This is a genomic window from Halomicronema hongdechloris C2206 (assembly GCF_002075285.3).
Classification (GTDB): Bacteria; Cyanobacteriota; Cyanobacteriia; order Phormidesmidales; family Phormidesmidaceae; genus Halomicronema_B; species Halomicronema_B hongdechloris.
Window position 1 is genome coordinate 5,485,527 of the sequence record NZ_CP021983.2, and the last position, 26,597, is coordinate 5,512,123.

At 53.9% G+C, this 26,597-nt stretch carries 21 protein-coding genes and 2 pseudogenes; 8 read left to right on the plus strand and 15 right to left on the minus strand.

Going from position 1 to position 26,597, the window contains the following annotated elements:
• Window positions 1–423: 423 nt before the first annotated feature.
• From XM38_RS25070 to XM38_RS25090, 5 genes are all read right to left on the minus strand, one after another.
• On the minus strand, window positions 424–1,695 hold the full coding sequence (locus tag XM38_RS25070) for a SufS family cysteine desulfurase (protein WP_080811175.1): 1,272 nt from the start codon (window positions 1,693–1,695) through the stop codon (window positions 424–426).
• Window positions 1,696–1,748: 53 nt separating this feature from the next.
• Window positions 1,749–3,074: a Fe-S cluster assembly protein SufD gene (sufD, locus tag XM38_RS25075; protein WP_080811177.1), complete on the minus strand. Its 1,326-nt coding sequence runs from the start codon at window positions 3,072–3,074 to the stop codon at window positions 1,749–1,751.
• Window positions 3,074–3,862, minus strand: a complete 789-nt coding sequence (gene sufC / locus XM38_RS25080) for a Fe-S cluster assembly ATPase SufC (RefSeq protein ID WP_080811178.1) — start codon at window positions 3,860–3,862, stop codon at window positions 3,074–3,076. Before sufC ends, sufD begins: the two co-directional genes overlap by 1 nt.
• An 81-nt stretch (window positions 3,863–3,943) precedes the next feature.
• Complete coding sequence (sufB, locus tag XM38_RS25085) at window positions 3,944–5,386, minus strand: Fe-S cluster assembly protein SufB (protein ID WP_080811180.1); 1,443 nt, start codon at window positions 5,384–5,386, stop codon at window positions 3,944–3,946.
• 94 nt (window positions 5,387–5,480) lie between these two features.
• Entirely contained in the window at window positions 5,481–5,840 is a 360-nt protein-coding gene (locus XM38_RS25090; RefSeq protein WP_088431424.1) for a ferredoxin-thioredoxin reductase catalytic domain-containing protein, read from the minus strand.
• A gap of 215 nt (window positions 5,841–6,055) precedes the next feature.
• On the opposite strand from XM38_RS25090, the gene sufR reads away from it, so the two are divergent.
• Complete coding sequence (gene sufR, locus XM38_RS25095) at window positions 6,056–6,712, plus strand: iron-sulfur cluster biosynthesis transcriptional regulator SufR (protein WP_080811184.1); 657 nt, start codon at window positions 6,056–6,058, stop codon at window positions 6,710–6,712.
• Window positions 6,713–6,803: 91 nt separating this feature from the next.
• Here sufR and XM38_RS25100 read toward each other — a convergent pair whose 3' ends face one another.
• From XM38_RS25100 to XM38_RS25110, 3 genes are all read right to left on the minus strand, one after another.
• Window positions 6,804–7,436, minus strand: coding sequence for a pentapeptide repeat-containing protein (locus XM38_RS25100; RefSeq protein WP_088431426.1), 633 nt, complete (start codon window positions 7,434–7,436; stop codon window positions 6,804–6,806).
• 5 nt (window positions 7,437–7,441) lie between these two features.
• Complete coding sequence (locus XM38_RS25105; RefSeq protein WP_088431428.1) at window positions 7,442–8,863, minus strand: DICT sensory domain-containing protein; 1,422 nt, start codon at window positions 8,861–8,863, stop codon at window positions 7,442–7,444.
• 72 nt (window positions 8,864–8,935) lie between these two features.
• Window positions 8,936–10,552 carry a photosystem II high light acclimation radical SAM protein gene (locus tag XM38_RS25110; RefSeq protein WP_088431430.1) on the minus strand — a complete coding sequence of 539 codons (1,617 nt, stop codon included), beginning with the start codon at window positions 10,550–10,552 and terminating at the stop codon, window positions 8,936–8,938.
• 799 nt (window positions 10,553–11,351) lie between these two features.
• On the opposite strand from XM38_RS25110, the gene XM38_RS25115 reads away from it, so the two are divergent.
• Complete coding sequence (locus XM38_RS25115; protein WP_088431849.1) at window positions 11,352–11,678, plus strand: DUF1830 domain-containing protein; 327 nt, start codon at window positions 11,352–11,354, stop codon at window positions 11,676–11,678.
• Between the two features lie 166 nt (window positions 11,679–11,844).
• On the opposite strand, the gene XM38_RS25120 is transcribed toward XM38_RS25115, so the two are convergent.
• The 5 genes and pseudogenes from XM38_RS25120 to XM38_RS29310 all read right to left on the minus strand — a co-directional run bounded on the left by XM38_RS25120 (window position 11,845) and on the right by XM38_RS29310 (window position 19,178).
• The gene (locus XM38_RS25120) at window positions 11,845–12,234 is read right to left on the minus strand and encodes a hypothetical protein (protein WP_080811193.1); all 390 of its coding nucleotides are present in this window, start codon (window positions 12,232–12,234) and stop codon (window positions 11,845–11,847) included.
• Window positions 12,235–12,297: 63 nt separating this feature from the next.
• Entirely contained in the window at window positions 12,298–12,525 is a 228-nt protein-coding gene (locus tag XM38_RS25125) for a hypothetical protein (RefSeq protein ID WP_080811195.1), read from the minus strand.
• Window positions 12,522–14,318 carry a S8 family peptidase gene (locus tag XM38_RS25130; protein WP_088431432.1) on the minus strand — a complete coding sequence of 599 codons (1,797 nt, stop codon included), beginning with the start codon at window positions 14,316–14,318 and terminating at the stop codon, window positions 12,522–12,524. The genes XM38_RS25125 and XM38_RS25130 overlap by 4 nt, the downstream gene beginning before the upstream one ends.
• 219 nt (window positions 14,319–14,537) lie before the next feature.
• The gene (locus tag XM38_RS25135) at window positions 14,538–18,296 is read right to left on the minus strand and encodes a CHAT domain-containing tetratricopeptide repeat protein (protein ID WP_088431434.1); all 3,759 of its coding nucleotides are present in this window, start codon (window positions 18,294–18,296) and stop codon (window positions 14,538–14,540) included.
• A 287-nt stretch (window positions 18,297–18,583) separates the two neighbouring features.
• Window positions 18,584–19,178: pseudogene (locus tag XM38_RS29310) on the minus strand (Uma2 family endonuclease).
• Between the two features lie 71 nt (window positions 19,179–19,249).
• Here XM38_RS29310 and XM38_RS25145 point away from each other — a divergent pair.
• From XM38_RS25145 to XM38_RS25165, 4 genes are all read left to right on the plus strand, one after another.
• Window positions 19,250–20,422, plus strand: coding sequence for a transposase (locus XM38_RS25145; RefSeq protein WP_080809504.1), 1,173 nt, complete (start codon window positions 19,250–19,252; stop codon window positions 20,420–20,422).
• Between the two features lie 396 nt (window positions 20,423–20,818).
• Window positions 20,819–21,478, plus strand: a complete 660-nt coding sequence (locus tag XM38_RS25155) for a DNA phosphorothioation-associated putative methyltransferase (RefSeq protein ID WP_080811201.1) — start codon at window positions 20,819–20,821, stop codon at window positions 21,476–21,478.
• Between the two features lie 247 nt (window positions 21,479–21,725).
• Window positions 21,726–22,160 (plus strand): Uma2 family endonuclease, encoded by a 435-nt coding sequence (locus XM38_RS25160; RefSeq protein WP_256995745.1) that lies wholly within the window; start codon window positions 21,726–21,728, stop codon window positions 22,158–22,160.
• Between the two features lie 39 nt (window positions 22,161–22,199).
• A complete protein-coding gene (locus tag XM38_RS25165) occupies window positions 22,200–22,718 on the plus strand; it encodes a hypothetical protein (RefSeq protein ID WP_088431436.1) in 519 nt (172 codons plus the stop codon).
• Window positions 22,719–22,811: 93 nt separating this feature from the next.
• Here XM38_RS25165 and XM38_RS26595 read toward each other — a convergent pair whose 3' ends face one another.
• Both XM38_RS26595 and XM38_RS26600 read right to left on the minus strand, forming a co-directional pair.
• The gene (locus tag XM38_RS26595) at window positions 22,812–23,576 is read right to left on the minus strand and encodes an ISL3 family transposase (protein ID WP_202978833.1); all 765 of its coding nucleotides are present in this window, start codon (window positions 23,574–23,576) and stop codon (window positions 22,812–22,814) included.
• Between the two features lie 14 nt (window positions 23,577–23,590).
• Window positions 23,591–24,028 (minus strand): helix-turn-helix domain-containing protein, encoded by a 438-nt coding sequence (locus XM38_RS26600; protein WP_202978832.1) that lies wholly within the window; start codon window positions 24,026–24,028, stop codon window positions 23,591–23,593.
• An 89-nt stretch (window positions 24,029–24,117) separates the two neighbouring features.
• Here XM38_RS26600 and XM38_RS25175 point away from each other — a divergent pair, with 89 nt between their 5' ends.
• Both XM38_RS25175 and XM38_RS29375 read left to right on the plus strand, forming a co-directional pair.
• On the plus strand, window positions 24,118–25,008 hold the full coding sequence (locus XM38_RS25175; protein WP_187329537.1) for a hypothetical protein: 891 nt from the start codon (window positions 24,118–24,120) through the stop codon (window positions 25,006–25,008).
• A gap of 380 nt (window positions 25,009–25,388) precedes the next feature.
• Window positions 25,389–26,385 (plus strand): annotated as a pseudogene (locus tag XM38_RS29375) (KAP family P-loop NTPase fold protein); the annotation flags it as partial.
• Window positions 26,386–26,597: the final 212 nt, after the last annotated feature.

Here is a 26,597-nt window from a genome sequence, read left to right on the forward strand (position 1 = left end):
GGCAGCGGTTTGCCCTGGTCGTAGGAGTCCGAGGGAAGCGAAATTCCCTCGGATGAGCGCTTTGACTGGTGCAAGTAAGTGTGGTCTTACCGAGGTCTATCATGCCTTGCCGATGCAGCGCGATCTGGAACGACCAACCGACAGGCTCTTCCGCAGGTCCAGGGCAGTAGTTCGACTACGTTGCTCCTGGGAGCCGCTTTGCGAACACCACAAGCAGTTCGACTTCGCTCACTACAGGCGGTTCGCCCTGGTCGTAGGAGTCCGAGGGGATCTCGCTCCCCTCGGGTGAGCACCCCGAGCTATACGATTAAGCGTGATCTGATCGCGATCCATCGCCAGTGATCGATATTCCTGCCAAGAGAACCGGAGAAGTGCCCTGAATGACTGACAAAACTTCAACGCGGGACGGTTATAGACACCACCTTAGAGGTCGTCATCGAAGATGCTGCCGAAGAAATCGATGGTGTCTTTCAGGGCGGCGATGAAGCGATCGATTTCCTCGCGAGTGTTGTAGAAATAAAGGCTAGCTCGAGCCGTAGAATCAACGCCCAGCAAGCGGTGTAGCGGTTGGGTGCAGTGGTGACCGGAGCGAATGGCCACTCCTGATTGATCTAATAGGGTCGAGAGATCCTGGGCATGGACGGTGTCAACGGTGAAAGTGGCCAAAGCGGCTCGACCGCTGCCATCGGAGCGAGGTTGGGGACCATAGAGACGCACCTGGGGAATCTGGTTTAGGGCCTGATATAGGTAAGCCGTAAGCTCATGCTCATAGTCGGCAATGGCCTCCATCCCTACCGAGGAGAGATAATCGACCGCAGCTCCCAAGGCAATGGCCTCGGCAATGGCTGGGGTGCCAGCCTCGAATTTATGGGGCAGGTCGGCGTAGGTCGCGTAGTCGAGGAAGACATCGGCGATCATTTCTCCACCGCCTAGGAAGGGGGGCATGGCTCGCAGTAGATCTAACTGACCGTAGAGAAACCCGATGCCGGTAGGGGCGCACATCTTATGCCCTGAGGCCACCAACCAATCACAGTCGAGGGCTTGCACATCCAAGGGCATATGAGGGGTACTCTGGCAGGCATCGATGAGTACCCTAGCTCCGTATTGATGGGCCAACTCTATGATGGTATTAACTGGATTAAGGCAGCCTAGAGTATTGGAGACATGATTGACGGCCACCAGCTTGGTGCGGTCTGAGAGCAGCTGCCGATAGTGATCTAGATCGAATGTTTGATCGGGCGTCAACCCAACGAATTTGAGCTGGGCGCCAGTGCGCTGGGCCACAAATTGCCAAGGCACCAGATTACTGTGGTGCTCCATCACCGACAGGATAATCTCGTCTCCGGCACCCAATTGGTTCATGCCCCAGCTGTAGGCCACTAGGTTAATGGCCTCACTGGCATTGCGGGTAAAGACGATTTCGTCTCGAGAGGCGGCGTTGATGAAAGCCGCTAGTTTATCTCGTGCCCCCTCGTAGGCATCGGTGGCTCGAGCACTGAGGGCATGAATGCCTCGATGCACATTGGCATTGTCGCACTCGTAGTAGTGCCTCAGAGTAGCCAGGACGCTCTGGGGTTTTTGGGAAGTCGCCGCGTTGTCAAAGTACACCAGGGGTTGACCATTGACCTGCTGTTGCAGGATGGGGAAGTCGGCTCGGACTTGGCTGGCTAAGGTACGGGCTTGGGCGACAGTCATAGGGAGAGGGTAAGAGACAGGGAAGAGTTGAGCAAACACACAGGGGATGGACGTTACCGGGTCCATGCAGTCATGGTAGCGGTGAGAACTTGCCGTAAGGATTCCAGGGGAATGTGGTTGATGATTTCAATGGCAAAGCCATAGAGCAACAGCCGCTGGGCTTGGTCGGCTTGAATGCCCCGACTCTGTAGGTAAAAGACTTCGTCGGCGTCGAGCTGGCTAACGGTGGCTCCATGGGCACATTTGACGTTGTCAGCAACAATTTCCAGTTGGGGCTTGGTGTTGACTCGGCCTTTGCCGGAGAGGAGTAGATTGCGGTTCAGCTGACTGGCTGTGGTCAATTGAGCTTCGTGGGGCACTTGAATTTTGCCGTTGAAGATGGCGTGGGCGTGATCGTCGATGATGGATTTATGCAGCTGATCGGCATAGCCATGGGGATGCGTTAAGGCAATGAGGCTATGGGTGTCGGCCACTTGATTGGTTGCGATCGCATCTAGGCCATATAACCGCGTCGTCGTCTGCTCTCCTGTCTGATACACCTCTAGATGGTGGCGACAGAGCCGCCCTCCTAGAGTGACCGAGACATGATCGTACTGACTATCTCGCCCTTGGGATACCGCCGTCTTACCGACATGGAATACCCCATCTCCCTCCCGTTGCAGACGCACGTGCTTCAGCTGGGCCGTGGGCTCGACCCACATTTCCGTCACACTATTGGTAAAGTGATCGCCCCCGGAGCCACCAAAGCTTTCCACCAACGTGACCGCACTACCAGACTCCGCCACCACCAGACAACGGGGATGTCCTAGCGTCGGCGTCTCCCCCGGCAGCGATATCTGGATCAGCTGAATCGGCACCTCCAAGATCTGGTTCCGCGGCACCCAGATCACCGCCGCATCGGCAAAGCCTACTGTATTTAAGGCTGTAAAGACCTCATTGCTGCCAAACTGCTGTCCTAGGCGTTCTTCCAACGAGGCGCCTAAGGAGTCTTGGCCATATAGCTGACTGAAGCTGCCCACCACCACATTGGATGGCAATGCCTGCGTAGACGACAGCTCTGCTGCGTAGCGGCCATTGATAAACACCAAGCGACTACTCGCCGTCTCTGCCAACGTCAACGACGACAAATCTGGTTGGGGCTTGCCAACCGTCTCTACTGCTTGGAAAGGCAGTTGCATCATGGCGCTAAGGTCAGTAAAGCGCCATTCCTCATCTCGAGTAGACGGAAAGGTTTGCTCCCGCACTAAGGCCTTAGCCGTGTCTCGCAGCGACGATAACGGCAAACTGCGCTCACCCTGCTGAGTAGCTTGGCTCAACAGGTGATTGAGATAGTCCTCGCGCCGGTCAACAGCAGTGGTTCCAGTAGCGGGGGGTGTCATCACGCAGTCACCTCGACGTCAGCTTCCTGCAAAATCCACTCATAGCCACGGCTCTCCAGCTCTTGGGCCAATTCTTTAGTGCCGGTTTTAACAATGCGGCCATCGGCCATCACATGCACATACGCCGGTACGATGTAGTTCAACATGCGCTGGTAGTGAGTAATCACCACCATGGCGTTATCGGGACCGGCCAACTGATTCACGCCATGGGCCACCGTCTTCAGGGCATCGATGTCGAGACCAGAATCGGTTTCATCTAAGATTGCCAGAGTTGGCTGCAAGAGAGCCATCTGCAGGATTTCATTGCGCTTCTTCTCGCCGCCTGAGAATCCCTCGTTGACGCTGCGATCCAAGAAGCTAATGTCCATCTTGACGATGTCGAGGCATTCCTCAATTAAGTCGTCAAAATCGAAGACATCGATTTCCTCTTCTCCACGAGCTCTGCGGTGGGCATTGTACGCCACCCGCAAAAAGTCACGATTACTGACCCCAGGAATTTCTAAGGGATATTGAAAGGCCAAAAATACCCCGGTAGCCGCTCGTTCATGGGGCTCCATAGCCGTTAGGTCTTGTCCCCGGAAGAGCATTTGACCCGAGGTCACCTCATAGTCGGGGTGACCTGCCAGCACCTTGGCAAAGGTACTCTTGCCAGATCCATTTAGGCCCATCACGGCATGGATCTCTCCCGCCTTTACCTGGAGATTGACTCCCTTGAGGATCTCGGTATCCTCCACAGTAGCATGCAGATCCTGTACCTCAATAATTACATCACTATGTTCACTCATCATGACTGACCCATTTAGAAACCTGTTCACGACTTTGCCTTGCTGCCACGGGGTGAGCAATAGAGGTGGCAGCAGCGAATGCCTCTAACCCACCGTGTTCTCTAACTTCAGAGCCAACAGCTTATCGGCCTCAGCGGCAAATTCCATGGGCAGTTCATTGAAGACATCGCGGCAGAAGCCACTGATGATCATGGAAATGGCATCTTCCGGCGAAATACCTCGCTGGGCAAAGTAGAAGAGTTGGTCTTCGCCAATCTTAGAAGTAGAGGCTTCGTGCTCTACTTGGGCCGTATTGTTTTGTACTTGAATGTAGGGAAAAGTATTGGCGCTGGCCGTATCCCCAATCAACATTGAGTCACATTGGGAGTAGTTGCGAGCCCCATCTGCCTTGGGTCCCATCCGCACCAAACCACGATAACTATTCTTCGATTTACCTGCCGAAATTCCCTTCGACACGATCGTGCTCTTGGTGTTCTTCCCAATATGCAGCATCTTGGTACCCGTATCGGCCTGCTGCAGGTTATTGGTTAGAGCCACTGAGTAGAATTTACCCACGGAGTTGTCCCCCACCAACACACAACTGGGATACTTCCAGGTAATCGCCGACCCCGTCTCTACCTGAGTCCAGGAAATCTTAGAGTTTCGGCCAGCACAGAGGCCGCGCTTGGTGACAAAGTTATAAATACCGCCCTTGCCCTGTTCATCACCAGCAAACCAGTTTTGTACCGTTGAATAATTAATTTCGGCATCATCAAGGGCCACCAGCTCCACAATGGCGGCGTGTAGCTGGTTGCTGTCATACATAGGCGCGGTGCAGCCCTCCAAATAGGTGACCGAGCTACGCTCTTCCGCCACAATCAGCGTGCGCTCGAACTGCCCCGCCTCATCAGTGTTCATGCGAAAATAGGTGGACAGATCCATGGGGCACTTAGTGCCCTTGGGAATGTAAACGAAAGACCCGTCGCTAAAGACTGCCGAGTTCAAGGCCGCAAAGTAATTATCTCCAGGCGGCACGACACTGCCCAGGTATTTCTCTACCAGCTCAGGGTGGTGCTGTACTGCTTCTGAAATTGAGCAGAAGATCACCCCTTCCTCGGCCAGCTTCTCTTTGTAGGTGGTGGCCACCGATACACTGTCAAAAATGGCATCGACCGCCACATTGGCTAGCCGCTTTTGCTCGGAAAGGGGAATGCCCAACTTCTCAAAGGTGTCTAGTAGAGCTGGATCCACCTCATCTAGGCTCCCTAATTTCTCTTGGTTAGCTGGCTTGGGAGCCGAGTAGTAGATGATGCTCTGAAAGTCAATGGGCGGATAGACCACGCTGGACCAGGTCGGCTCCTTCATGGTCAACCACTTACGGTAAGCTTTGAGGCGAAACTCTAGCATGAAGTCCGGCTCATTCTTCTTAGCCGAAATCATGCGGACGACATCTTCATTCAACCCCCGAGGCAAGGAGTCGGTTGCAATATCGGTTTTGAACCCGTACTTATAGGGCTGGCTAACAAGAGACTGAACACTAGGACTCATGGGCGCTGCTCTCGTGCAATCAATAGGTGTACCAAGGGAAAAACAGTCAGCGCCTTATCCCAATTGGGAATAGACGCCACTTAGTCATCAATAGTTAATATTTATCTGTCTCGGTGCGGATTTCTTCGAAGGAAATCTCTTGCTTGTCACCAACGAAGGGATTGTCAGGAGTCAGAAACAGCATGCAATGACACTCCTTACGCTCCTGCATGGGCACACAGGGACAGTTCCAGTAGGTTGCCTTGACCTCAGCTTCCTTATCTTCATAATGACGACAAGGGCAGAGGGGGGCACCAAAATCATCCTTGTGCTTTGCTAGGCCTTCGATCACGACGGAAGTAACGCCGAGATCAGCACAAAAGTAGGTGCCGGTACGCTTAGCATAGCTTTGAGAGAAGTTACGCATCAGCTCTAAGTTCTTTTGGGAAGCTTGGGTCGTTTTATGCTGACTCATCGGTTCTTGGGTAATGACTGGTGCTTAACGTTTCGTAGAATTGGCCTGGCTGGGCAGCCTTCGCCCTAGAGATATCGTGGCACGACAACCAGATAATTCTATAATTAAAGCAACATTTGAGTTGTCTAACTATCTTTAAACTACTTTAACAACACAAAAGTTGTCAAAAGATTATAGTTTCCTGCTGTGCCCGACGCTGCTGTTTGGTCGAGACGATGACATCGTTGCAACATCCCTCCACTAAAGAAGACATCCTGCGTTACCTACTGAAGCAAGGAGAAGCTACTGCTCAAGTGCTAGCAGATCAATTGGGGGTTAGCTCCCAGGCGATCCGCCGTCATCTCAAGGATTTGGAACTGGATGGACTGATTGAGCATCGAGCCATCCAGGAGGGCATGGGTCGTCCCAACTATGTCTATCAACTCAGTCGTAAAGGACGAGACCACTTCCCAGATCAGTATGATGAGTTTGCTCTATCCCTACTAGACACCTTGGCCGAAACTGTTGGCCAAGAGCAGGTGGGAACTATTTTGCGTAAGCAGTGGACTCGCAAAGCCAAAGATTATCGGCAGCAAGTGGGCTCTGGTTCTCTGGAAGAACGGGTATCTCGCCTGGTAGAACTTCGGAAGAATGAGGGGTACATGGCTGAGTGGCATCGTCTAGAACCGGAAGATCAGCCTGGTGCCTCTCCCCGATTTGTAATTGCTGAGTACAACTGTGCCATCTCCCATATTGCCGAGTCGTTCCCAACTGTCTGTGGTCATGAGCTAGAAATGTTTGAGGTGGCTCTGCCAGATTGCTCGGTAACTCGTACTCATTGGTTGGCCAATGGGGAACATCGATGTGGCTACATGATCGAACCGAAGCAGTAGCAAATCCCATAGCATTGGAAGTTAACCTCTTTGCCACGGCAGAGAGGACCCTGTTCTGCAGAAACAATAGGTAAGCGTTAACTTGAGTAGATCAAGTATCCAGAGGAGTCCCTACCACACAAGCCCCCATCAGGCTGGTGCCCTCAAGCTTGGTGCGATCCAAAAGGGCACAGAGGAGATTGGCGCCGTTTAGGGAGGCGCCAGATAAATCAGCTTCTCTGAGATCGGCTTCCTCTAGGTTGGCATCGTTGAGGATAGCCCCCTGCAGATCAGCACCAGATAGGTCAGCTCCGTGGAGATTGGCGCCAGTTAGATTGGCCCCCCGTAGATCGGCCTGCCGTAGGTCCAACCCCAGCAGATTGACTCCGGCCAAATTACTGCCATTGAGAAACACTCCCCTGAGACTGGCCCCTGCCAGACGGGCGCCCATCAGCGAGACCCCCCTGAGGTTGGCACCTCGCAGGTCGGCTTCCGTCAGATCACACTGCATCAGATTGGCCCCCCAAAGGCTGGCTCTCACATCTGCTGCAATCAGTTGGGCTCCCATTAAGTTACATCCTTCCAAGTGGGCCCGGTTCAGGGACGTTCGACTGAGATTAGCTCCCATCAGATTGGCCCCTGCCAATTGGGCATCGGAGAGATCCAGCTCTGATAGATCCTGATCTTCCAGGTCAGCCCCTGGTAGATGGCGCAGTTGGCCTGATCGAATGGTCTCGACTGCCATCTTTCCTAATCTCCTACCGATGCGGGTGTCGATACCTTAGGGATGCTAAAGTCACCTGGGTCCACAATATCCGGATTTAAGAGTCCGGTGCCCAGGGTCATTTTGGGAGGTAAACTGGGCAAACTCAAGCCCTGCTGTAATCCCTGCACCATCAGGCTGAGGATCTCGACTAACTTCGGATCCCAACGTCGCCCCTTGTCTGCTTGGCAATGCTCCAGAGCCTGGGTGAGGACCGAGGATGATGGCAGGGGCTGCAGCTGGCCGTTGGCTAAGCCTTCGCTGCTAGCACTCAATCGAATTGCCTGCCGCTGAAACTCGCTGACCAGCCCTAGCATACGGGACTCTACCGGAATCGCATCTCTAGCCAGGCCAGCGGGTTGCCCGGAGCCGTCCCAGCACTCGTATTGATGGGTAATAATGGTGGCCACCGCCCGTAGTCGGGGCATCACTCGCAAAGCCTGAATGCCGGGATCGAGAGGACAACTGAGGCCATCGGACGGTATCTGGCTAGAGAGGGGAGCAATCCGATGCAACAGTCCGGCCAAGCGTAGCCGTTGCAGTTGCCAAGCCGGTAGGTCTACCAGCTGACCCATCATCTCCAGCAGCGACGTTACTTCTGCTGCCGCCAGGGGATTTTCAGAGTCTACCAAATCGACCAATTGGGCCATCCGCAAAAATGCCTGCAGCTCATTAGAACTGAGGTTTTGACTAAGGGGATCGCTGAGGGCCAGGGCAGTCTGTTTCCCCAATTGTTGACGATTGCTGTGCAGATAGTTCACGACCTGAGACACGACCGTGCTGATCCCCATAGCCGAGTCACCTGGGCTCAGGTTGGGATTAACCCGTAAAATCTCCTGCTGATGTTGCTTCAGGGCATCCTGAAGCTGAGCATCATAGTGGCCGATGTGAGCAATGCCTAACTCGACGGCATACTTGACCAGGGCTGGGTCGAAGGTCCAAAGGCCGTAAAACTTGCGCTCCAAATCGTTCTCAGGAGGACCTTGGGGGCCATATTCATCCGGTTGTAGCTCTTGGCATAGCACCATCGCACTATAACTAGGCGACAGAATCATCAGGTGCCATTCATGGGTAACGGGGTCGTCTGGGATTAACTCCACCAGCGATACGGTGTCTTGCTGACTAGTGGGATGCTGACGAAAGCCAGCATCGGCCGCTGCCATGATGACGATATGCTTCGTTTTTGGGGCGATCTGGCCATAGCGATCAGCCTCCTGCAGATACCAACGCCCTCGCTGAAAGGCCGTCAACATCAGAGGAGGAGTATCGGTTGCTAAAACGCAATCTTCCAGGGCGTGACACAGGGCAACCAGGGTGTTTTTGTAATACACCCCAAAATTGAGTGGAGTCTGTCCCTGCTGGTTGGTGTGAAGATCCACCAACTGCTTCAAAATAGAGCCCTCTATCATGATTTCCCGTTGCTCATCGCTGTGCTATGTCCCTGTTCCCTGATCACTAGTGTTGACGGTAATCGCCCCTACTCAGGATGATATCGTAGCCAGTTGTCGCTGGTGGGGCTGTCCCATGGGAGCGCTCAGGGCAGATTCCAGGGGGGCACGCCCTAGCCGCTCCTCCAAGATATCCATCACTTCGCGACCAAAGTCGCTGGGGTTGCGCCGCCAGGCTGCCAGGCAGACTTCTCCGAAAAAGGACCCCAGAGGTTCGGGGTTCCACAGCAGCTTACGAGCAGTCCAAGGCATGACACTCATGGGATTGTAGCCTGGCTGCAGAATGTCGTGCTCGAAGGCATAGGCTTCTAGGTGGGTATGCGGTTGTAGGCCGATGAAGAAAATGGCGGGTTCAACCTTGTCGCGTCCAAAGACCTCTTCTAAAGCCCGGTGGTAAGCAATGGTTTGACGAATGGTCTCAGGCCGTTCGTCGATCACATTGAAGGAGTAGTTGACTGACACCAGATCATTAAATCCAGCAGCCTTCAAGTCTTTACAGTTTTGGAGTACGGTGCGTAAGTTATAGCCCATGCGCATTTTCCGCACTAATTCCTGGGAACCACTGGTGATACCAATTTCGAAGTAATTCATGCCAGTGGCTACCATTAACTCGCACAATTCTGGCGTTAGGTTATCGGCTCGGATGTAGGCCGCCCAATGGATATCTTCCATGCCGGCAGCCAGAATTTTCTGCAAGAGTTCGATGGCATCGTTCATGTAGCGCCGGGCTGGAATGAATTGGGCATCGGTAAACCAGAAGTTACGAATACCCCGCCTATATAACTGTTGCATCTCTGCGACGACTTCGTCGGCAGGATTTATGCGCACCCGCTTGCCTTCGATGACGGTATAGACGCAATAGCAGCAGTTGTGGGGACAGCCTCGCTTGGTCTGGACACCGATATAGAAGTCTTGGTCCTGGAAGTAATACTCGAATTCTGGCCAGATGGCTTGGATATAGTCGTAGTCGCAGGCGGTTTTTTCGATGTCGGTGGGCTTTTCGTGGATCATGCGATCGCGAGGCTGAGTTTCCCCCACCACGTAGCAGCGCTCATCCTGGAAGGATTGCCCCCGCAGTAGCTTTTCGAGTAGAGCTTCCCCTTCTCCCACCGACACAATCGTGCCTGCTGGCAATGAATGGCCGAGTTGCTCATAAAAGACGCTAACGGCCCCGCCTCCGACCAACACTCTAGGGTTGGGATGGTGTCGTCGAGAACGCCGTAGCCCTCGCTTAATCAGCCGCAAATTACGCCATAGTTCGGTGTAGTAGGCGGTAGTCACCCGCAGTCCACCCAAGGCTCCTTTTAGTTTTACCAAAGGATTGCGGGCGTAGAACACTTCAAAGGCATGCTGCAAGGGATTTCCCCCGCGTCCTCCCACTGGGGCATAAATCTGAATGTCTCGCCAAGAATACACCAACAGAGAGGGGCGAAACGCATCGACTGCAGCATCTAGGGCCCGCCCATAGTCCAGGGGGGGAACTGTTCCCAAATCAACGATGTGTTGCTCTGTCTGAGGAAATAGTTTGTGTACATGGTCAGCCAAATAGACGACCCCTATCGGAAAAATGGGGTTACACGGCAATCGAACGTAGAGAATGCGCTCGAGGGTAGCAATCTGGGTGGGAGCAGACAAGGTCTCGGATTGCATGGGTCTTAAGGACTACGCGCGACAGTCAGTTCCGTCGGGGCAGCGTTGCCAACAGCCCGATGGCTTCGGCATAGAATGATCCGCTATTACATCTAGCACTGCTGCCCTTCTCTTCAGGCTAATGAATAGTGCGCCATCAAGCATGGGACCGCTAGTTGGGAACTGCCTTGGTCCTTTGGCACAGGGCTGGGGCATGAGAGGCGATTCCCTTGGTTCTCTTTTGGTTCTCTTAATGAGAGCTGTTCATATATCTTCACGATAACACTGTCTTCCCAGAAGGATGCTTGCAGCCAGTAGACTGTGGCCCACGTTTGGCTATTTTTATGGGCCGGAGAACAGGGGCTGAAGCGCTGGAGGCTAAGCAGGTAGACCTGGTTGGGCAATTGCCGACATAAACTACTGGGGACTTGGTTTTCTTAAGATTTGCTTTATAATTAGCTCCTGTCTGGGTATTGCGGGCCAGGCGCGAGCTAGATGGAGTTGGGGGTGGTGGTATCCGTTATGGTGCAGGGATCAGGGTGTTTGCAAGGCATTGCCGCTATATTTGCCCCATTTAGGAGGACTGATTACATTAGGCCGAGCCGGTTCATGGCACGGCCTATTTAGCGCCGAAGCAGACAGCCCTAATTATTCCAATGGAGTGTTAATGGAGTGATGTCTGAAACATTCAATAAAAGTTGAGTTTTGCAACAATAAATTGCGCTTCTTAGCGGGTTGGTAGTCGCCTTTACAGCAGCCTGGGATCAGCCAGTGCTACCGTTTCAACGGTAGTACCATGCAGTTTTGCTCCTCAGTGTTTATGGCTCAGATTCTTGATCCCCTACCGCCTGACAGCTCTGGTCCTATCCTGTGCTGCTATCTAAATGCCACTAGCAAGATCCAGATTGTTCGCATCACTAACGTTCCCAATTGGTATTTTGAACGAGTCGTATTTCCAGGCCAGCGGTTGATGTTTGAGGCTGTGGCTTGGGCCCTCCTGGAAATTCATACTGGCATGATGGCCAGTGCCATTTTGTCTGATACGATTCCCTGTGCTCGGTTGGCTGTTCAAGAAGAGGAAGACGAGGAGCAAGATACTCCTCAGGACGAGTCAACACCAAAGGAGTTCATCCCCCCCCTCTCTTGAGGCAATGGCGTCATCAGCTGCTGCCATGGCGATCCCTGCAGAGTAGGACTATTTCCTAACCCGAGGTACCTTGATGCATGGTGTAGTGGGCTCCCACTTCTTGAAGAGCTATTAGGTCTCGGAAGAGGGGGTTTTACTGCTTTTTGTTATGGAAGCAAGGAGGCTGCTATAGGTTGCGAAAGGCATAGCCGCCGATGGTTGAGGTGAGAAAGGTAATCAGGAAAATCAGCACATTAGCCCCCATCGTAGAGTCTTTCAGGACATCTGCCTCCTGAAAAAGAGCCTGAAGAAGTGGATCAATGACTTTAGCTCCTAGGTAGCCCGTAATCAGGCCGATGAGCACATTCCAGGTCTCTTGAAATAAGGCAACCTCAGCCTCCGTCTGCGGTGACCCCAGCAAAGCGAGAGACCAGCCCAGAGTAATGCCCGATAGGCCGACCAGCACGGACATGGCAAATGCTCTATTCCAGGCTCCATGAATGATACGGGCAGTAATCAATAAAACAAGTAAGATAACGGGGCCTAGGAAGAGAGCATAGAGGGTTTTAAAGTCCATGGTCTTAGGTCGGCCACATGGGCGCTCAGATGCCGTTGTCTAAGTATTATGAGCATAGGATCTCTATGAGCATAGGATCTCGTAGTCTGTAATCTCAAAGACGGGGCCAACCATGGCCAGGGTCATGACATCGTCGCGAAGCCGCCCCTGCAGCCGCACCGATAGCCCCGGTTGTTGTAGGGCCTCAGGGAGATTGGCGTGGAGTTCGTAGGTGCTGCCGTCGGCGGTGGTCAGGGTCCAGGTGCCCGGCCCCATCTGAACTCGCTGAATAGTGCCTGCCAAGGTGATCATGCTGCCACTGGTCTCCCGGCTGTCTTCGCAATTAGATGGGCGACTCCTAAGCACCCGACGGCGTTCACCGCCAGAAATAATCGGGCTAGGGTCCCTGGCCCCAACCATAGCAACTGCGGATCGAACAGGGCACTGGTGCCGAGGAAAACGGCCATGCCCAGGCTGACGCCGAGGGCAAACCCCTGACCTGGCCCATGGCTCAAGAGCAGGGCCATGAGGATAACGGGAATCAATAGACTGGCGAACAGTGGGTTCAGGGCACTACTGCCGGTGATGACGTTACCCAATTCTGGAATCGAACTGGCGGCCACCCGTAGAGGCCATTGGGGCAGATCGAACACGTAGAGTCCCCGCAGGAAAAACAGCCCGGTGCTGCCCATGACTAGCCCTGCCGATAGGGACCCCGTCCAGGCGAAGGGGACATACTTCTGCAGCAGCCAAGCCAATAGATAGGACCCCAACACCATCGCCAATTTAGGCAGCAGCGCCACGGCGCCGCCGTCGAACCAAAACTTGAGGTTGAGATAACCGTTGTCCCGCAGCCAGCGGATAAAGTGCCGGGGGCTGAGTTGCCCCTGGCCAGCCAGTTTAACGGCTGCCGCCGCATTCAGTTGCCCGGCTCCGTAGTGATTGAGGGGGTCATCGGGCACGGCTTGGGCCGATTGCTGCAAAATGGCAACGATGTCATCGGGGTCGTCGATGCCCACCGCCTTCACCAAGGCGGCCACTCCAGCCACGTGGGGAGCGGCCATGCTGGTGCCCTGAAACGCCTTAAAGATGGGGTTGCCGGTTTCTGGATCGAGGGTGTTTTGCAGGATGCCACCGCGCTGGTTGTCTGGTTGCATCAGGCCTCCGGGGGCGGTCAGATCGACCCCGGCCCCGAAGTTAGAGTAGGGGGTCTTCTGGCCCGTGGCATCCAGGGCAGCCACCGCCATCACATGGGGATAGCGGGCCGGGTAGTTGGCGGCATTCTGCCCGGCATTGCCCGCTGCCGCCACCAGCATCACGCCGTGATCGTGGGCATATTCGGTGGCCTCTCGCAGCACCTGGCTATCGCCAAAGCCCCCCAGACTCAGGTTAATCACGTCGGCCTGGTGGTCGGTGGCAAACTGGATGGCTTCGGCAATGTCAGCCACGGTACCGCCACCGGCGGCACTCAAGACTTTCAGAGGCATGAGTCGGGCTTCGTAGGCAATGCCGGCCACTCCGTAGCCGTTGTTGGTGGATTGGGCGATGGTGCCGGCCACATGGGTGCCGTGACCGTTGTCGTCTATGGCCTCGGTGTGATCATTGATGAAGTCGTAGCCTGCCACAAACTCGGTTTGGGCCAGGTCGGGCACGGGGCTGATGCCAGTGTCGATTACCGCCACGGTCACTCCTTGGCCGCGACTGTCTCCCCAGGCGGCTTCGATGCCGATGTTGCGCAGGTTCCACTGCTTGTTGTAGTCAGGATCGTTGGGGACAAAGTGGGTGTGGTATTGGTAGTTGGGTTCGCTGACCTCGAGCCAGTTGCCTAACCGTGAGCGCCGTAGGGCCTGGCGAAAGGTGCGATCGCGAATGGCTGCCCCGGTGAGCACGTAGAGATTATCCGGGTCGGAAAATTCGCTGTTGAGGTGGAAGCTGATGGGATAGTCGGTTGCGATCGCAGCTAAGACCTGCTCAATCTCGGCATTGGGCACCCCATCGTCCACATCCAGAATCAGGCTGTCATAGTCTCCTGGGGGGCCAGTAAACGTTGCGATCGCCCCCAGCACGCCAACTAAAAATAATGCCGTCCACAGCAACCACTTCATCGCCCACCAACCTCACCGGGTGCCCGTCTGTCTTTTGCCATACTGTCTTTTGCCATATTAGTGCGTGGTGTCGATATCCTGACAGCAATATCGACATCCTTATCACCTTGCCATTGACTACGAGCAACCGTTTCACCCCCCGTTGACGGCAGAGAGAAGCTACCTGACAAATGCAATATACCTGAATCGTCAGGGGGATCGTCGCGTCAGTCCTCTCCGTCACAACCCATTACCGATGATGATAAAAGGCGACCAGTAATAGGGATGGGCGGTGCGGGGTAAATTTTGATCGTCCCCAGGCACATCAAGGTATTCCCGGTCGATGGTGGCGCGGGGGATGTCGCGATCGCTGGGATCGCCGGGCTGGTTGCCATACAGCAAACTGAGCTGGGCCTGCCGCAACGCCTGACTCACCGATACCCGCTGCTCGGGAGTGCTCTGGGCCAGGTTGGCATAGAACTGCTGCATCAGGTCGCTGGTGGCCTGGTCGCTCACCTGCCAGAGGGAGGCAACGACCGTATCGACTCTGGCTCGGAGAAAGGTGCTGGCAATGCTGGCTAACTCCAAGCCGCTTTGATCGACATCTGCCAGTGCCGTCTCACAGGCTGATAGCACCACTAAGCTGAGATTGCGGAAATAATCGGTCGCGGTTTCCAACTCTCGAATGTAAAGCGGTTCACCGATGCCCAGCATCAGGTAAGACTGGTCATCGGCATTAGGTTCAAACACGCCATGGGTGGCAATGTGCAAAACCTGATGCCTGCGCGCTAATCGCAGGGACGCCTGGCTGAAGGCTTCGTTTAAGAACGTTTCTCCCCGATAAATGCCGGGTTCGGTTTCCGTTTCTTTGACGATGGTCGCTAGTTCATCGGGCACGTTGTCGAGGGGATAGCGAAAGCCATGCTCGGGCACCGGATTGGAAAGCCCCAGGCCCAAGACCGATGTTTCATCCAACGTCCTTAGGGGATTATCGGTTTCAGTCTGTTCGGCACCCAACAAGGTCGAAACGGTATAGTTCTCAATCAGATAGTGCTCGCCATCATGCAGCGCCGCAAAGGGAATGTAGCGGGTGACCAGGTCGGGAACGATTACCAAATTAGGCACCTGCCCCTCTGGCAAAGTGGCCTGGAGGGCTTGCAACTCTTGTTCGAGCAGTTCCGGAATTAAATAGTTATGGAGTTCCTGAGCCACGGCCTGCACGGCGGGAATAGCCCTGGCATCACAGCCGCCCCACTCACAGGCTTCCATTAATGTTCGAAACTGGAGCACCGCCTCGCCAATTTGCTGACGACCCACCGGCACCTCAATCGGCACCGCCACACCGCCCGCCGACCCCCACAAGATCCAGAGCTTATCGTCCAGCACCACCGGATACACCAACACCGTCCCGGGATATTTCTCCGCCAGGACACCCGCCGTCCCCTGAAACCCATCCGGATCCAGTTCCTGACGCGCCTGCAAAACCTGCTCGTCCTCTCGCGCGCGACGGGCTTCCTGCTCAGCCTGTCTTTGGGCATTCAGGTCATCCACCGCTTGGTTAAACGCGGCACTGAGCATTTCATAGTGCTCGTCCAGTTCAGCCAGTCTTGCTTCATCACAATTTGCTGATGGAGGAAATTCGCATGCAGCTTCAGCTTTGTCTCGCTCCAACCCAAAGGTGACCAAGTTAGTATGAGCCTCCATAACGACCTCTTCTGCGTCGTCCAACTCAAATTCCCGAGTTTCGATATTGGTCACCCGCCCTCGTGTAAACTCTTGCAGTTCCTGCACCTTGAGCAGTTCCAACACCTGCTGCGCTTCCAGAATGTCGCCTCTGGCCAGGAGCAGATCGGCCAGGCGACGGTAGGTGTCGGCCACACTGTCGGTATAAGACTGTTGCAGCGCTTGGGGTAGTCCGGTTAACCCGCCGCGAATCAACTCGCGCACGTTGACGGAGGCTTTGAGGAAGACAATAGCCAGATCGGGTTGCTCGAGTTGGGCAAAGGTGTGGCCTAAGTTGCTGAGAGCGATCCCCGTCTCAGCCTGGCTGCCAATGGCTTGCGTCAGGCTGAGCGATTGCTGGTAAAAGTCAATGGCGCGCTCATAGTCGCCCAGGGAAGCGTAGACCAGGCCCAAGTTGCCCAGGGAAGCAGCTTCTCCACCGCGATCGCCAATGTCGTGCCTAATGGCTAAGGATTGCTCATGAAAGTCAATAGCCCGTTCATACTGTCCTAGAGAACGGTAGGTAATACCTAAGTTGTTCAAGGCACGTCCTTCTCCAGCGCGATCACCGATGTCTTGGGCAATCGCTAAGGCTTGTTGATGGAAGTCAATAGCTTGCTTGTATTCACCTAGAAAAAAGTAAACAACGCCCAGGTTACCTAAGGCAGTAACCTCACCCTTTTGGTTAACAATCTCGCGAGCAATGGCTAAATGTTGCTGAAAAAAGTCAATGGCCCGCTCGTATTGACCCAAAGACAAGTAAGAAGCACCTAAATTGCCGAGAGTATCAGCTTCCAATTGAGGGTCACCAATATCACGGGCAATGGCTAAGGCTTGCTGATGGAAGTCAATAGCCCGTTCGTACTGACTCAGTGAAAAATAGGCCCCAGCCAAGTTGTTTAGGGAAGCAGCCTCTCCCCAGCGATTGCCAATATCACGATCAATGGCTAAGGCTTGCTGATGGAAATCAATGGCCCGCTCGTATTTCCCTTGGGCGAAGTAGGCATTGCCTAGGTTGCCCAGGGAGACAGTCTCCCCCTGGAGATCGCGAATGTCAAGGAAAATCGCTAAGGCTTGCTGATGGAAGTCAATAGCCCGCTCATATTGCCCCAAGAGATTGTAGGTATTACCTAAGTGATTCAAGGCATAGGCCTCTCCCCAACGGTTGCCGGTGTTGCGGACAATGACTAAGGCTTGCTGATGGAAATCAATGGCCTGCTCATATTGCCCCAAGAGACTGTAGGTATTTCCTAGATTGTCCAAGGCATAGGCCTCTTCCCTGCTGTCGCCGATGTCGCGAGCAATGGCTAAGGCTTGCTGATGGAAATCAATGGCCCGCTCATATTGCCCCAAGAAACGATAAGCTCCGCCCAAATTGTTTAAGGCTTTAGCTTCCTCTCGGCGATCGCTGATGTCACGGGCAATGGTTAGATGTTGCCTATAAAAGTCGATGGCGCGCTCAAATTGCCCTAGAGAAGCATAGGCGATGCCTAGGTTGCTTAAGGCAGTAGCTTCCCTATGGCGATCTCCGATGTCTCGGAAAATGGCTAAGGCTTGTTGGTAAAAGTCAATGGCGCGATCGTATTGAGCTAAGGAATCATAGATACTACCCAAGTTGCCCAGAGCACGTCCCTCCTCGGCGCGATCACTAATGTCGCGTGTAATGGCTAATTGCTGCTCATAGAGGCTAATAGCCTGCTCATATTGGCCGGTATTGCGATAAGCAATACCTAGATCACCCAGGACATAGCTTTCCAAAACACGATCGCCGATTTCGCGAGTGATAGCTAGAGATTGCTGATAAGTGTTAATAGCCTGCTCATATTGTCCGAGTCTGTTGTGTTGAAGGCCCAAGTTGTATAAGGCAGCAGCTTCTCGCTGGCGGCTTTCCTCAGGAAATGCTTCGCGAACCCTAGGCTCTCGATAGATAGCTAACGCCTGCTCATATTGTCTGAGTTTGTTGTATACGAGGCCCAAGTTATAAAGTGCAGCAGCTTCTCGCTGGCGACTTTCCTCAGGAAATGCTTCGTGAACCCTAGGCTCTCGATAGATAGCTAATGCCTGTTCCCAAGATTGCAATGCCTCGCGAAACTGACTAGTGTCATACTGCTGAATGCCTTGGTGGAAGAGTCGATCGGCTTCGGCTTTGCGGTCTCCAGCGCTCTCGCCTTGGGCCAGGGCAGGGGGGAGGAGAGCGGGAGTCGGGGGAAGAGGGGAGAGGGGGGTGAATAAGGCGGTGGCGGCGACTAAACCGAGTAGCTTGGCTGGGTAACGCATGGGAGTTCGTTCCAGTCCTGGGGGTTGACACCAGGATATATGTCTGAGCCGGGGGGAGTTATTCAGGTTTGTGGCGTTTTGTGAAGAGGAGGGAGCTTGCCCCGAGCGGAGGCGAGGGGGGAGTGGGGAGTGGGGGAGTGAGGAGAGGGGGGGGATGGGGAGATAGGGGGATATGGAGGGGCTTGCTGTGAGCGGAGTCGAAACCAGCGGGTTCAGAACTGTCCTGCAGCACAAACGTGGCCTGCCAGAAATGCTACGCAAGCATCCCCTACAGGCTGTCGTGTGATCTAAAGCTTATCTGGGTCAACTCCCAGCTCTCGAAGCTTAGCCGCCAGAATCTCATTGCGCTGCCGCTCAGCCACCACCGCTTCCTCGGGGGTGGGCAGCAATTGCTTATCGGCAGTGAAAAACCGTAACTGGTTCTCACGGATCCCTAGAAAGAGCTGCAATTGCTAGACTCCACAGCCATCCTGCCGCAGTCGGTTCCCGCTCAACGTATTGCCCATCCACCAGATGAAATCCACGAAACTCCAGCGTGTTGGGGTCAAACCAGAAATAGTCGGGGGTCCGGAAAGTATCTTGATAGATTTGCTTCTTCAAACCCCGGTCGGTGTCAGCCGTGGAATCCGACAGTAATTCCACAATCACGTTTGGGTATTTGCCATCTTCTTCCCACACCACCCAGCTTCTGCGCGGTTTGCGCTCGGTGTCCAGTACCACGAAGAAGTCCGGACCAAAAATATTCTGAACCGCCTCCATTGTCTCAGTAACCAGAGAAGGTTCAGAATGTTTTTGCATAAAATCTTCTGACTTCCGCTGGTGTGGACTGTAGTAAATGGTGAGATTCTGAGTGCCTGACAGAAGTAGCTGAAAGGTAGTCATATCAGGACAAAGAGGAAATAGGCAGAGCTCGTGTGCGAGGCTGTAGTTACCACACTGACGGCCAAAGCGACATGCCAAGCTCTACCCAGCTCTATGATCAACTGCTGCACTATCTGCGTCAATACAGCCACTACCGGGACTTGCGCCATATCAAAGCCCTATCTTGGATGGTCACCGCCCTGATTTGTAGTGGTGAGCTGAGCCCACCTGCTTGGGAGTCCTACGTGATAAGCCGTGCCAACAAAGCGCAAAGCTTCGAGCGGCGGTGGCATCGATTTTTCGGCAACCGGCTCGTTGAGATAAATCAGCTCTACCTACCGCTGGTGCTGCTGACGCTGAGGCAGTGGGAGGGCAAGCGGCTGTATCTGGCACTCGATACAACGGTGCTGTGGAACCAATACTGCATGATTCACCTGTCAGTGGTGTGCTGCGGACGAGCAGTCCCGCTACTGTGGCGAGTGCTTGAGCATGGCAGTGCAACGGTGGCTTTTGAAGAATACCGCCCTTTGCTGCGCCGTGCCCGGTGGCTTTTGAGGCAGTACCCGAACCTAATGCTGCTGGCCGACCGAGGCTTTGCCAACCACGACTTGATGAGTTGGTTGCAAGCGAGCAGTTGGCACTACTGCTTGCGAGTGCCCTGCGATGTCCTGCTGCACGGGCCAAGGCGTTATCCGACTGAAGTGAGATATCTGTGGCCGCCAAAAGGCGAGGCGATTTTCTATCGAAATGTCAGGCTGTGGCAGGATGGCTCCCACCAGTGCAACATCGTGCTGGCGACGCTTAAAGGCGTCAAAGAGCCTTGGGCCGTCATCACCGATGAACCGCCTACCTTGCAGACGCTCTGGCGCTACGCGTTGCGTTTCAGAGTAGAGGAGCTGTTTTTGGATAGCAAATCAGGAGCTTTCGAGATTGAAGACTCCCGAATCCGCTCAGCGGTAGCCCTTGAGCGACTTTATCTAGTGGCCGCTATTGCACTGCTTTATGGAACAACCACTGGCATGGCGGTTCAGATTGAAGGCCTTAGGCAGCAGGTAGACCCTCATTGGCGGCGCGGACTCAGCTACCTCAAGATTGGATTGCGCTGGCTTAAGGGAGTCGTTCACAAAGGACGACAGCTTCTAGAGCCGATAGCGCTGTTAGTCCGTGACCCAGAGCCTTGTTTTGCCTCCAAAAAAGCGGAGCACGACTATTACGACCAAATCTGGTTCTCTCGCATCCGCTCTCTATCCTGCCGACTAGAGTAAAAGATGTGTCAGGCAGTCAGGCTGCCATCTCAACCCGCATCCACCCTTTGTCGTAGTAGCACCGAGCTTTGTCAAAGCCGGGTCGAGTACACAGCGACACATACGATTCCCAGGTGGCAGGTATCCAGGTATCCGTTGCAATGCCTTGTGGACGTGATGCAGTATCGACCATGCTGCTAACCCCATGTTTGTCATTATCCTAACGGTTGGGAAATAGGAACGGTTGGACGCTGCCATCGGGCAAAATCTCTGGTAACCACTCATCGCCACGATGCTCCGTCCCGTCCCACTTCTGCGGCCCAGTCTTTGCCGCAATCAACTCTCGAATTCGCGCCAACTTTTCGTCATTAACAACGCCCCCAGTTCAAAGACCTCTCCCCCACCCTCCGAGCCGACATCAGATCCCTCTTCGGCAGTTACCAGCAAGCCTTTACCGCCGCCGACCTGATACTGATGAGCCTGGGGCGGACTAAAATGATTGCTGATCGGTGTCGTCAGAGTGCGTTGGTCGGAGACCGGTCCGGTAGGACCATCGGGCAACAACGCCTCAACTCCCTGTGGGTGCATATCTCAGCCTTAGATCAACTTGACCCGCGGCTGCGCCTCTATGAAGGCTGCGCCTCCCGCACCATCGGACACCCCGAAGAAGCCACAGTAGTGAAGTCCCACGTCCAGAAACCCCAGATCACCTACCTTTTCTATCCCGACTTTGACAGAGAACCGCACCCGGCCTTGCACACCAGCATGGCGATCGCCCTGCGTGATTTGCATGTCCGCTACCGCGACTACGACCAGGAAAACCCGCCCCTGCTGCACCAAAAAGATCAGCTCATCACAGAGGACTATCCCGGCTACGCCAGGTTCGCCAAACTCAGCCAGCAAGAACGCAAGTGGGGCCTGTTGAAAGATAGTAAAGCGATCTACGATCTGCGTGGTTGGCAGCAGTGTCTAGCTGATTGCGGAGCCGAGTTGAGAGACCATCGGCTGGTCTGGCGTCCAGATGCGACCGAGTATCAGAAACAGGCGGTGACCATTCATTCTCAGTCCGAGCATTAAACTAGAATCAAGTTCACGGGTTGCGATCGCGAGCATCAAGCTATGACTCTATCGACCTCTCAGATTCAAACCGATACTTGGGTAAAAGCTACCTGGGAAGAGTTTGCAGCGGCCATGGACGATCCGCAGTATGAGAAAAGTCGCGGCTACTTTGACAATGGCTACATGAGGATTGAGATGGCTCCGCTCGGGTCGAGGACATGCGCGACAAAACACACTGATTTCTCAAGTCATCAGTCTTTATGGGATGCTTCGTAACCTTCGGGTTGTCGGCTTAATGAATTGCAGCATTTATAAGCCTGGGGAGCGAGGTTGTCAGCCTGACATGGCTTTCTACGTTGGAGCAGATTTTCAGATTCCGCCTCAGGATAATGCACCGATTGATGTGAATGTATTTGGGCCACCCACCTTAGCGGTCGAGATTAGCGGTAGCACCTTTAAGGATGACTTGGGTGCGAAGCGGTTGCTTTATGAGCGGTTGGGCGTATCGGAGTACTGGGTGGTGAACGTCGCCGAACAGGATGTGATTGCCTTTGCTGTTGCCGATCAGCGCAGCGGTGAAGTTCAAATGTCAGAGGCGTTGTCAGGGCTAGAGGTCAGCTTGGTGGAAGAGGCGCTACGCCGCTCCCAAACCGAAGACGACAGCACCCTCATGCGTTGGCTCATGAATACATTGCAGTGAAGCATCCTCAAAGACCTAATTAGCAGAGGATGAGTTCTGATGCTTGACGTTGACAAGGTGGCCGCAGTTGCCCAGTCTCACTCCCCGCAAGAGCTCATTGCCGCTTTGGTATGGCAGCGACGGTTTAACGAGTTTGACGGTCAAGAGGTTATCACCGATTTCGCTCAGCATCCCGAACTCTGGAAAAGTTTTCTCTTCACCAAGCCCATCTACGCCCCCGACAAAGACGGACTGAGTTTTAACGGCATCTTAGATACCCTACTGGCCATGGCCAACTATCGCCCGATGTCAGAGACGAGCATTCTGCACTTTATTCCCTATCCTGCCGACACGCTGTACGTGCTGACCGAAAACCAGGATGTTTTAGTGGCTCAGCTGATGGATTTGGGCAAAAAGTGGCGAGCCGACGTGGTCGATGTGTGTGACGGCAATGACCTCGAAGAAGAGGAAGACTGGGAATTTCGGGACTATGTTGCCCTCCGGCTGCGAAGAGGATTGTGGGGCAAAACCTTTGGCGGCAAGCAAGATGCCGTCGTGATTTCCTTCTGGTGGGATTAAGATCCAAACCCAATACCGCACCTATTGCTTTGTTGAGCGCTTCGTAAACTTTCGAGCGTTTTCGAGCAAGTTGGTTTGGCTCTCCTGGGATAATTATGCAGCAGCAGGAGAAAAATGCCAGCAGATGAGGCAGCGGAGCCGAAATCGCTCAAAGTTGGTGAACCCGTAACCAGAGCGCTTGATCAACTTTAGGCGAGTATTGATGCCTTCGACGACACCGCTTGTGGTGCGGTGTTCAAAGTACTGGAGGATTTCGCCAAACCATCGCTTCATCGTTGCCACAGCCTCGGGGTAGAGGGATTGCGCGGTTCCCATCCAGCCCAGGAAACCCGGCAGGGCTTGAGCCCAAGACTGAGCCTCAAATAGAGTCCTAAAGGCTTCTTTGGTCTGATGCATCAAGGCGAGTTTCGGCGAAACAGCTTTGACCTCAACGAGCTTGTCCTGCTGGGTCTTGGTGAGATGGGCTTCTGGCTTGAGGAGGGCATACTTACTGGATTTGAGCGCTGCTTTAGCCGCCTCAGGAGTGACGCCCTCGGCTAAAGCCTCGGGTGTCCGCCGGAGGGCGTTACGGGCTTGATTCAATTCCTGATTGACCAGACTCATGACATGGAAACGGTCGGCCACAATCTCGGCTTGAGGCATCAGGCGATGCACTAAGCCCCGGTAATTGCCGGAGAGATCCATGCTGACTTCTTCAATGTTTGAGAGCACTTCGGCACCCCAGGTGTTGAGCACGGCTTCAATCGCCGCATGAGTCCGCGCTGGAGCCATCCCAATCAGCCTGTGAGTATCGAGGTCACTCAAGACCACAGCAAAGTCCTTGTGACCTTTACGTAGCGCGATTTCGTCGATGCCCAACCGCCGCAATCCACTCAAGTCAATACAGACTTTTTTTCGCTGACATACTCCACCATGGACCAGACGATATCTTCGCTCAACCCGTGCTGTCGCGCCACATTAGCCGTATTACTATGAATCACCTCACTCACCACCACCTCGGCATACCGGTCCGTGTACACCCGACGCGCGCCGACAAACTCCAGCTCCTCGCTGAAGGGTTTACCGCAGGTCGAACACTTAAACTGGCGGCGATTCACCCGTAACCAGGTCTTCCGGTAATGGCTGATGGGTAGGTCACGCACCAGGTAGCCATGATTCTGATGGAGGTGGTGGCTCAAAGTCCCGCAGCGAGGACAGATTGCTGTGTCCCTGTGCGCTTCTACCTCCAGAATCAAGCCATCCTCGCTCTCCTGGTATGACTCCACATCAATGCCAGACAACCCCAAGAGTTCACTCAAGAGAGGTACCATAGCGATACGGTATAGCATCTACTACACCAGCATACTCATTCCTGCAGAGCCGTTGGTTTTCACTAGAGAAAAGTGACGGGAGAAAGCCTGTGTTTGGTCTGGATAATCTGATAAATATGCTCTTCGAGACGGCGATGGGAAGCATCAACCGCAATGAGCGCGTCATTCAGCTGCTCAAGCGGCTCAATCTCGACCCTGACCATCCGCCTGCAGACTTCACCGGAGTTTATCAGTACGCCCTGGTGGAATATGGCGTGGGCAAACCGCGCTCAGTGCTAGAAATCTTTCGCCAAGCCGAGATTCAGGAACTCTTCCGCGAAGCCCTGGAGCGCAACACGCCCGCCATTTTGCTGAAGAACGGCGAAGCCTTTCTCGCCGACCATCCCCTTCAAGCGGATCTCCAGGCCAATAATGTCGATATCCGACGCGAGTTTTACGCCTTTGCGGCGGTCTTTATTGAAGTGGCTAAACGCACCCGCACTCCCGCTGAGATTCTGGCGGAGCAAAAGCTGGAATCCCTGCATCGCCAGATTGGCGGCCTGCAAGAGCGGCTAAATCGCCTGCCGACCATAGAGGGAATCCGCACCGAAATGGCTCGGTTGGCGGCTCAAGAATATCCCGCTTTACCGGGAACGGCGATCGCCCCCGAGACCTTCAGCGCCGAACAGTGCAGAGCCTTTGCCCTAGCCCAACAGATGCGCGGCTGGTTCGAAACCTTGGGCTTTCGCTTCGAGTCTCACGAAATCTGGCAAGAAGACGCCTTTGAATGGATTATCAACATTCCTGTGCGGCGAGGGCGGTACGATCACCCTCCGCGATCTGCACGTCCGCTACCGCGACTACGACCAGGACAATCCGCCCCTGTTGCATCAAAAAGATCAGCTCGTGACCGAGGACTATCCGGGCTATGCCAAGTTCGCCAAGCTCAGCCAGCAAGAGCGAAAATGGGGATTGCTGGAAGACCCCAAGGCCATTTTTGATTGTCGAGGTTGGGAGCAGTGTTTAGCCGAGCATGAAGCGGAACTCAGGGGGCATCGGCTGGTATGGCGTAAAGATGCCACCGACTATCAGAAGCAGACAGCGGCCATTTATTCCCAGTCCGAGCATTAAACTAAGGGCAAGTTCAACCGCACGATAGCAGATCAACATAGTGGCGAAGTGCAAACCTCAGAAGTGTTACCGAGGTTGGAGATAGCTTTAGTGCTGGATTCAGCGGTTATTGACGCTTATATCTATGACCAATCCCAATCAAGTCACTCCTAATCCTGAAGATAATGACCAATCTGCTCAATCGCCTCCACTAGAATCTACTGAAACTGAGGAGCCCCAAGGTGAAGCATCTCAGAATCCAGAAGCGTCCATCGCCTTAGCCAACATTAGTGACCAGCTGTCTGAAGCGGATTCATTAGGGTTTCAGCCCTATGTGTTGGCGATCGCCGAGTTTTTGACCAGTGAGAAAACCCAGCCGCCGCTGACGCTCTCGGTTGAGGGAAAATGGGGCAGTGGCAAGTCTTCCTTAATGAAGCAGGTGCAGCTAGAAATTGAGCGCATCGAAGAGAACAGGCATAGGCCTAAGCCCAAGACAGTATGGTTTAATGCCTGGCGGCACGACAAAGTGGAAGCCCTTTGGGCGGCGTTTGCTCTGGAGTTTTTGCAGCAGATCACGACGCCCCAAACCATGGGTGAAAGATGGTCGATCTGGAAGGGTAGTTGGAAGCTGTTTTGGCAGCGGCTTAAGTGGCGTGAAAACTGGGGAGACTTAATTCGTATTCTTTCGTTGAGCGTGTTCTTTGTCAGCTTTGCGGTGGCTCTCCCGGTGCTTGTTTGGCGAGTGGGGCTTGATGGCGTCAATCAACTGTCAGATCAAATTGTCTGTCGGTTGTCGCCTCAATCAGAGACTGAAAATAGCGACCCGTCAGATACAGACAACAGCAACCCGCAAAATTCGGAAGCTTGCTTAAATTTTGAAGCAGATCGATCAACATCAGGGTCTATCCTGAATTGGCTCTTGTTTTTAGGTGGGTTTGCGGGTTCGACAACCGGCTCGCTAGCTTTGCTTGTTAAGTTGGGCGAGATTGTTGGCAACCCTAAAAACGATTTGAAGCAATACCTGGAAAGTCCTGACTATCAAGGGCAGGTCGCTTTTATTGAAGAGTTTCACAGAGACTTTGCAAAAATTGTGAGTGCCTATGCAGGTAAAGGTAGCAAAGTCTATGTGTTTATTGATGATTTAGACCGCTGCGAGATGGCCAAAGCTGCCGATTTGATGCAGGGGTTAAATTTGATGATTGCCAATGACCCACATCTGATTTTTATCTTGGGGATGGATCGCGAAAAAGTAGCCGCAGTCATTGCCTTAAAACAAAAAGATATTATGCCCTATTTGCAATCTTCTGCAATGGTTTTGAATGCGACTACTCAAGCCAGCCGAACCGAGCTCAGGGGGCTGGAATATGGCTATGAATTTATTGAAAAGTTTGTGCAGCTTCCCTTTCAAGTACCTCAGCCGTCTGAACGAGAATTTGTATCGTTTTTGGCAACCCTGTCGCCTCAGCAGCCTCTAGCTTCA

Coding starts and splice junctions, on each gene's coding strand:
- XM38_RS25070 (WP_080811175.1), bottom strand. CDS start 1,695: ATGACTGTCGCCCAAGCCCGTACCTTAGCCAGCCAAGTCCGAGCCGAC.
- sufD (WP_080811177.1), bottom strand. CDS start 3,074: ATGACACCCCCCGCTACTGGAACCACTGCTGTTGACCGGCGCGAGGAC.
- sufC (WP_080811178.1), bottom strand. CDS start 3,862: ATGATGAGTGAACATAGTGATGTAATTATTGAGGTACAGGATCTGCAT.
- sufB (WP_080811180.1), bottom strand. CDS start 5,386: ATGAGTCCTAGTGTTCAGTCTCTTGTTAGCCAGCCCTATAAGTACGGG.
- XM38_RS25090 (WP_088431424.1), bottom strand. CDS start 5,840: ATGAGTCAGCATAAAACGACCCAAGCTTCCCAAAAGAACTTAGAGCTG.
- sufR (WP_080811184.1), top strand. CDS start 6,056: ATGACATCGTTGCAACATCCCTCCACTAAAGAAGACATCCTGCGTTAC.
- XM38_RS25100 (WP_088431426.1), bottom strand. CDS start 7,436: ATGGCAGTCGAGACCATTCGATCAGGCCAACTGCGCCATCTACCAGGG.
- XM38_RS25105 (WP_088431428.1), bottom strand. CDS start 8,863: ATGATAGAGGGCTCTATTTTGAAGCAGTTGGTGGATCTTCACACCAAC.
- XM38_RS25110 (WP_088431430.1), bottom strand. CDS start 10,552: ATGCAATCCGAGACCTTGTCTGCTCCCACCCAGATTGCTACCCTCGAG.
- XM38_RS25115 (WP_088431849.1), top strand. CDS start 11,352: ATGGCTCAGATTCTTGATCCCCTACCGCCTGACAGCTCTGGTCCTATC.
- XM38_RS25120 (WP_080811193.1), bottom strand. CDS start 12,234: ATGGACTTTAAAACCCTCTATGCTCTCTTCCTAGGCCCCGTTATCTTA.
- XM38_RS25125 (WP_080811195.1), bottom strand. CDS start 12,525: ATGATCACCTTGGCAGGCACTATTCAGCGAGTTCAGATGGGGCCGGGC.
- XM38_RS25130 (WP_088431432.1), bottom strand. CDS start 14,318: ATGAAGTGGTTGCTGTGGACGGCATTATTTTTAGTTGGCGTGCTGGGG.
- XM38_RS25135 (WP_088431434.1), bottom strand. CDS start 18,296: ATGCGTTACCCAGCCAAGCTACTCGGTTTAGTCGCCGCCACCGCCTTA.
- XM38_RS25145 (WP_080809504.1), top strand. CDS start 19,250: ATGCCAAGCTCTACCCAGCTCTATGATCAACTGCTGCACTATCTGCGT.
- XM38_RS25160 (WP_256995745.1), top strand. CDS start 21,726: ATGCTTCGTAACCTTCGGGTTGTCGGCTTAATGAATTGCAGCATTTAT.
- XM38_RS25165 (WP_088431436.1), top strand. CDS start 22,200: ATGCTTGACGTTGACAAGGTGGCCGCAGTTGCCCAGTCTCACTCCCCG.
- XM38_RS26600 (WP_202978832.1), bottom strand. CDS start 24,028: ATGGTACCTCTCTTGAGTGAACTCTTGGGGTTGTCTGGCATTGATGTG.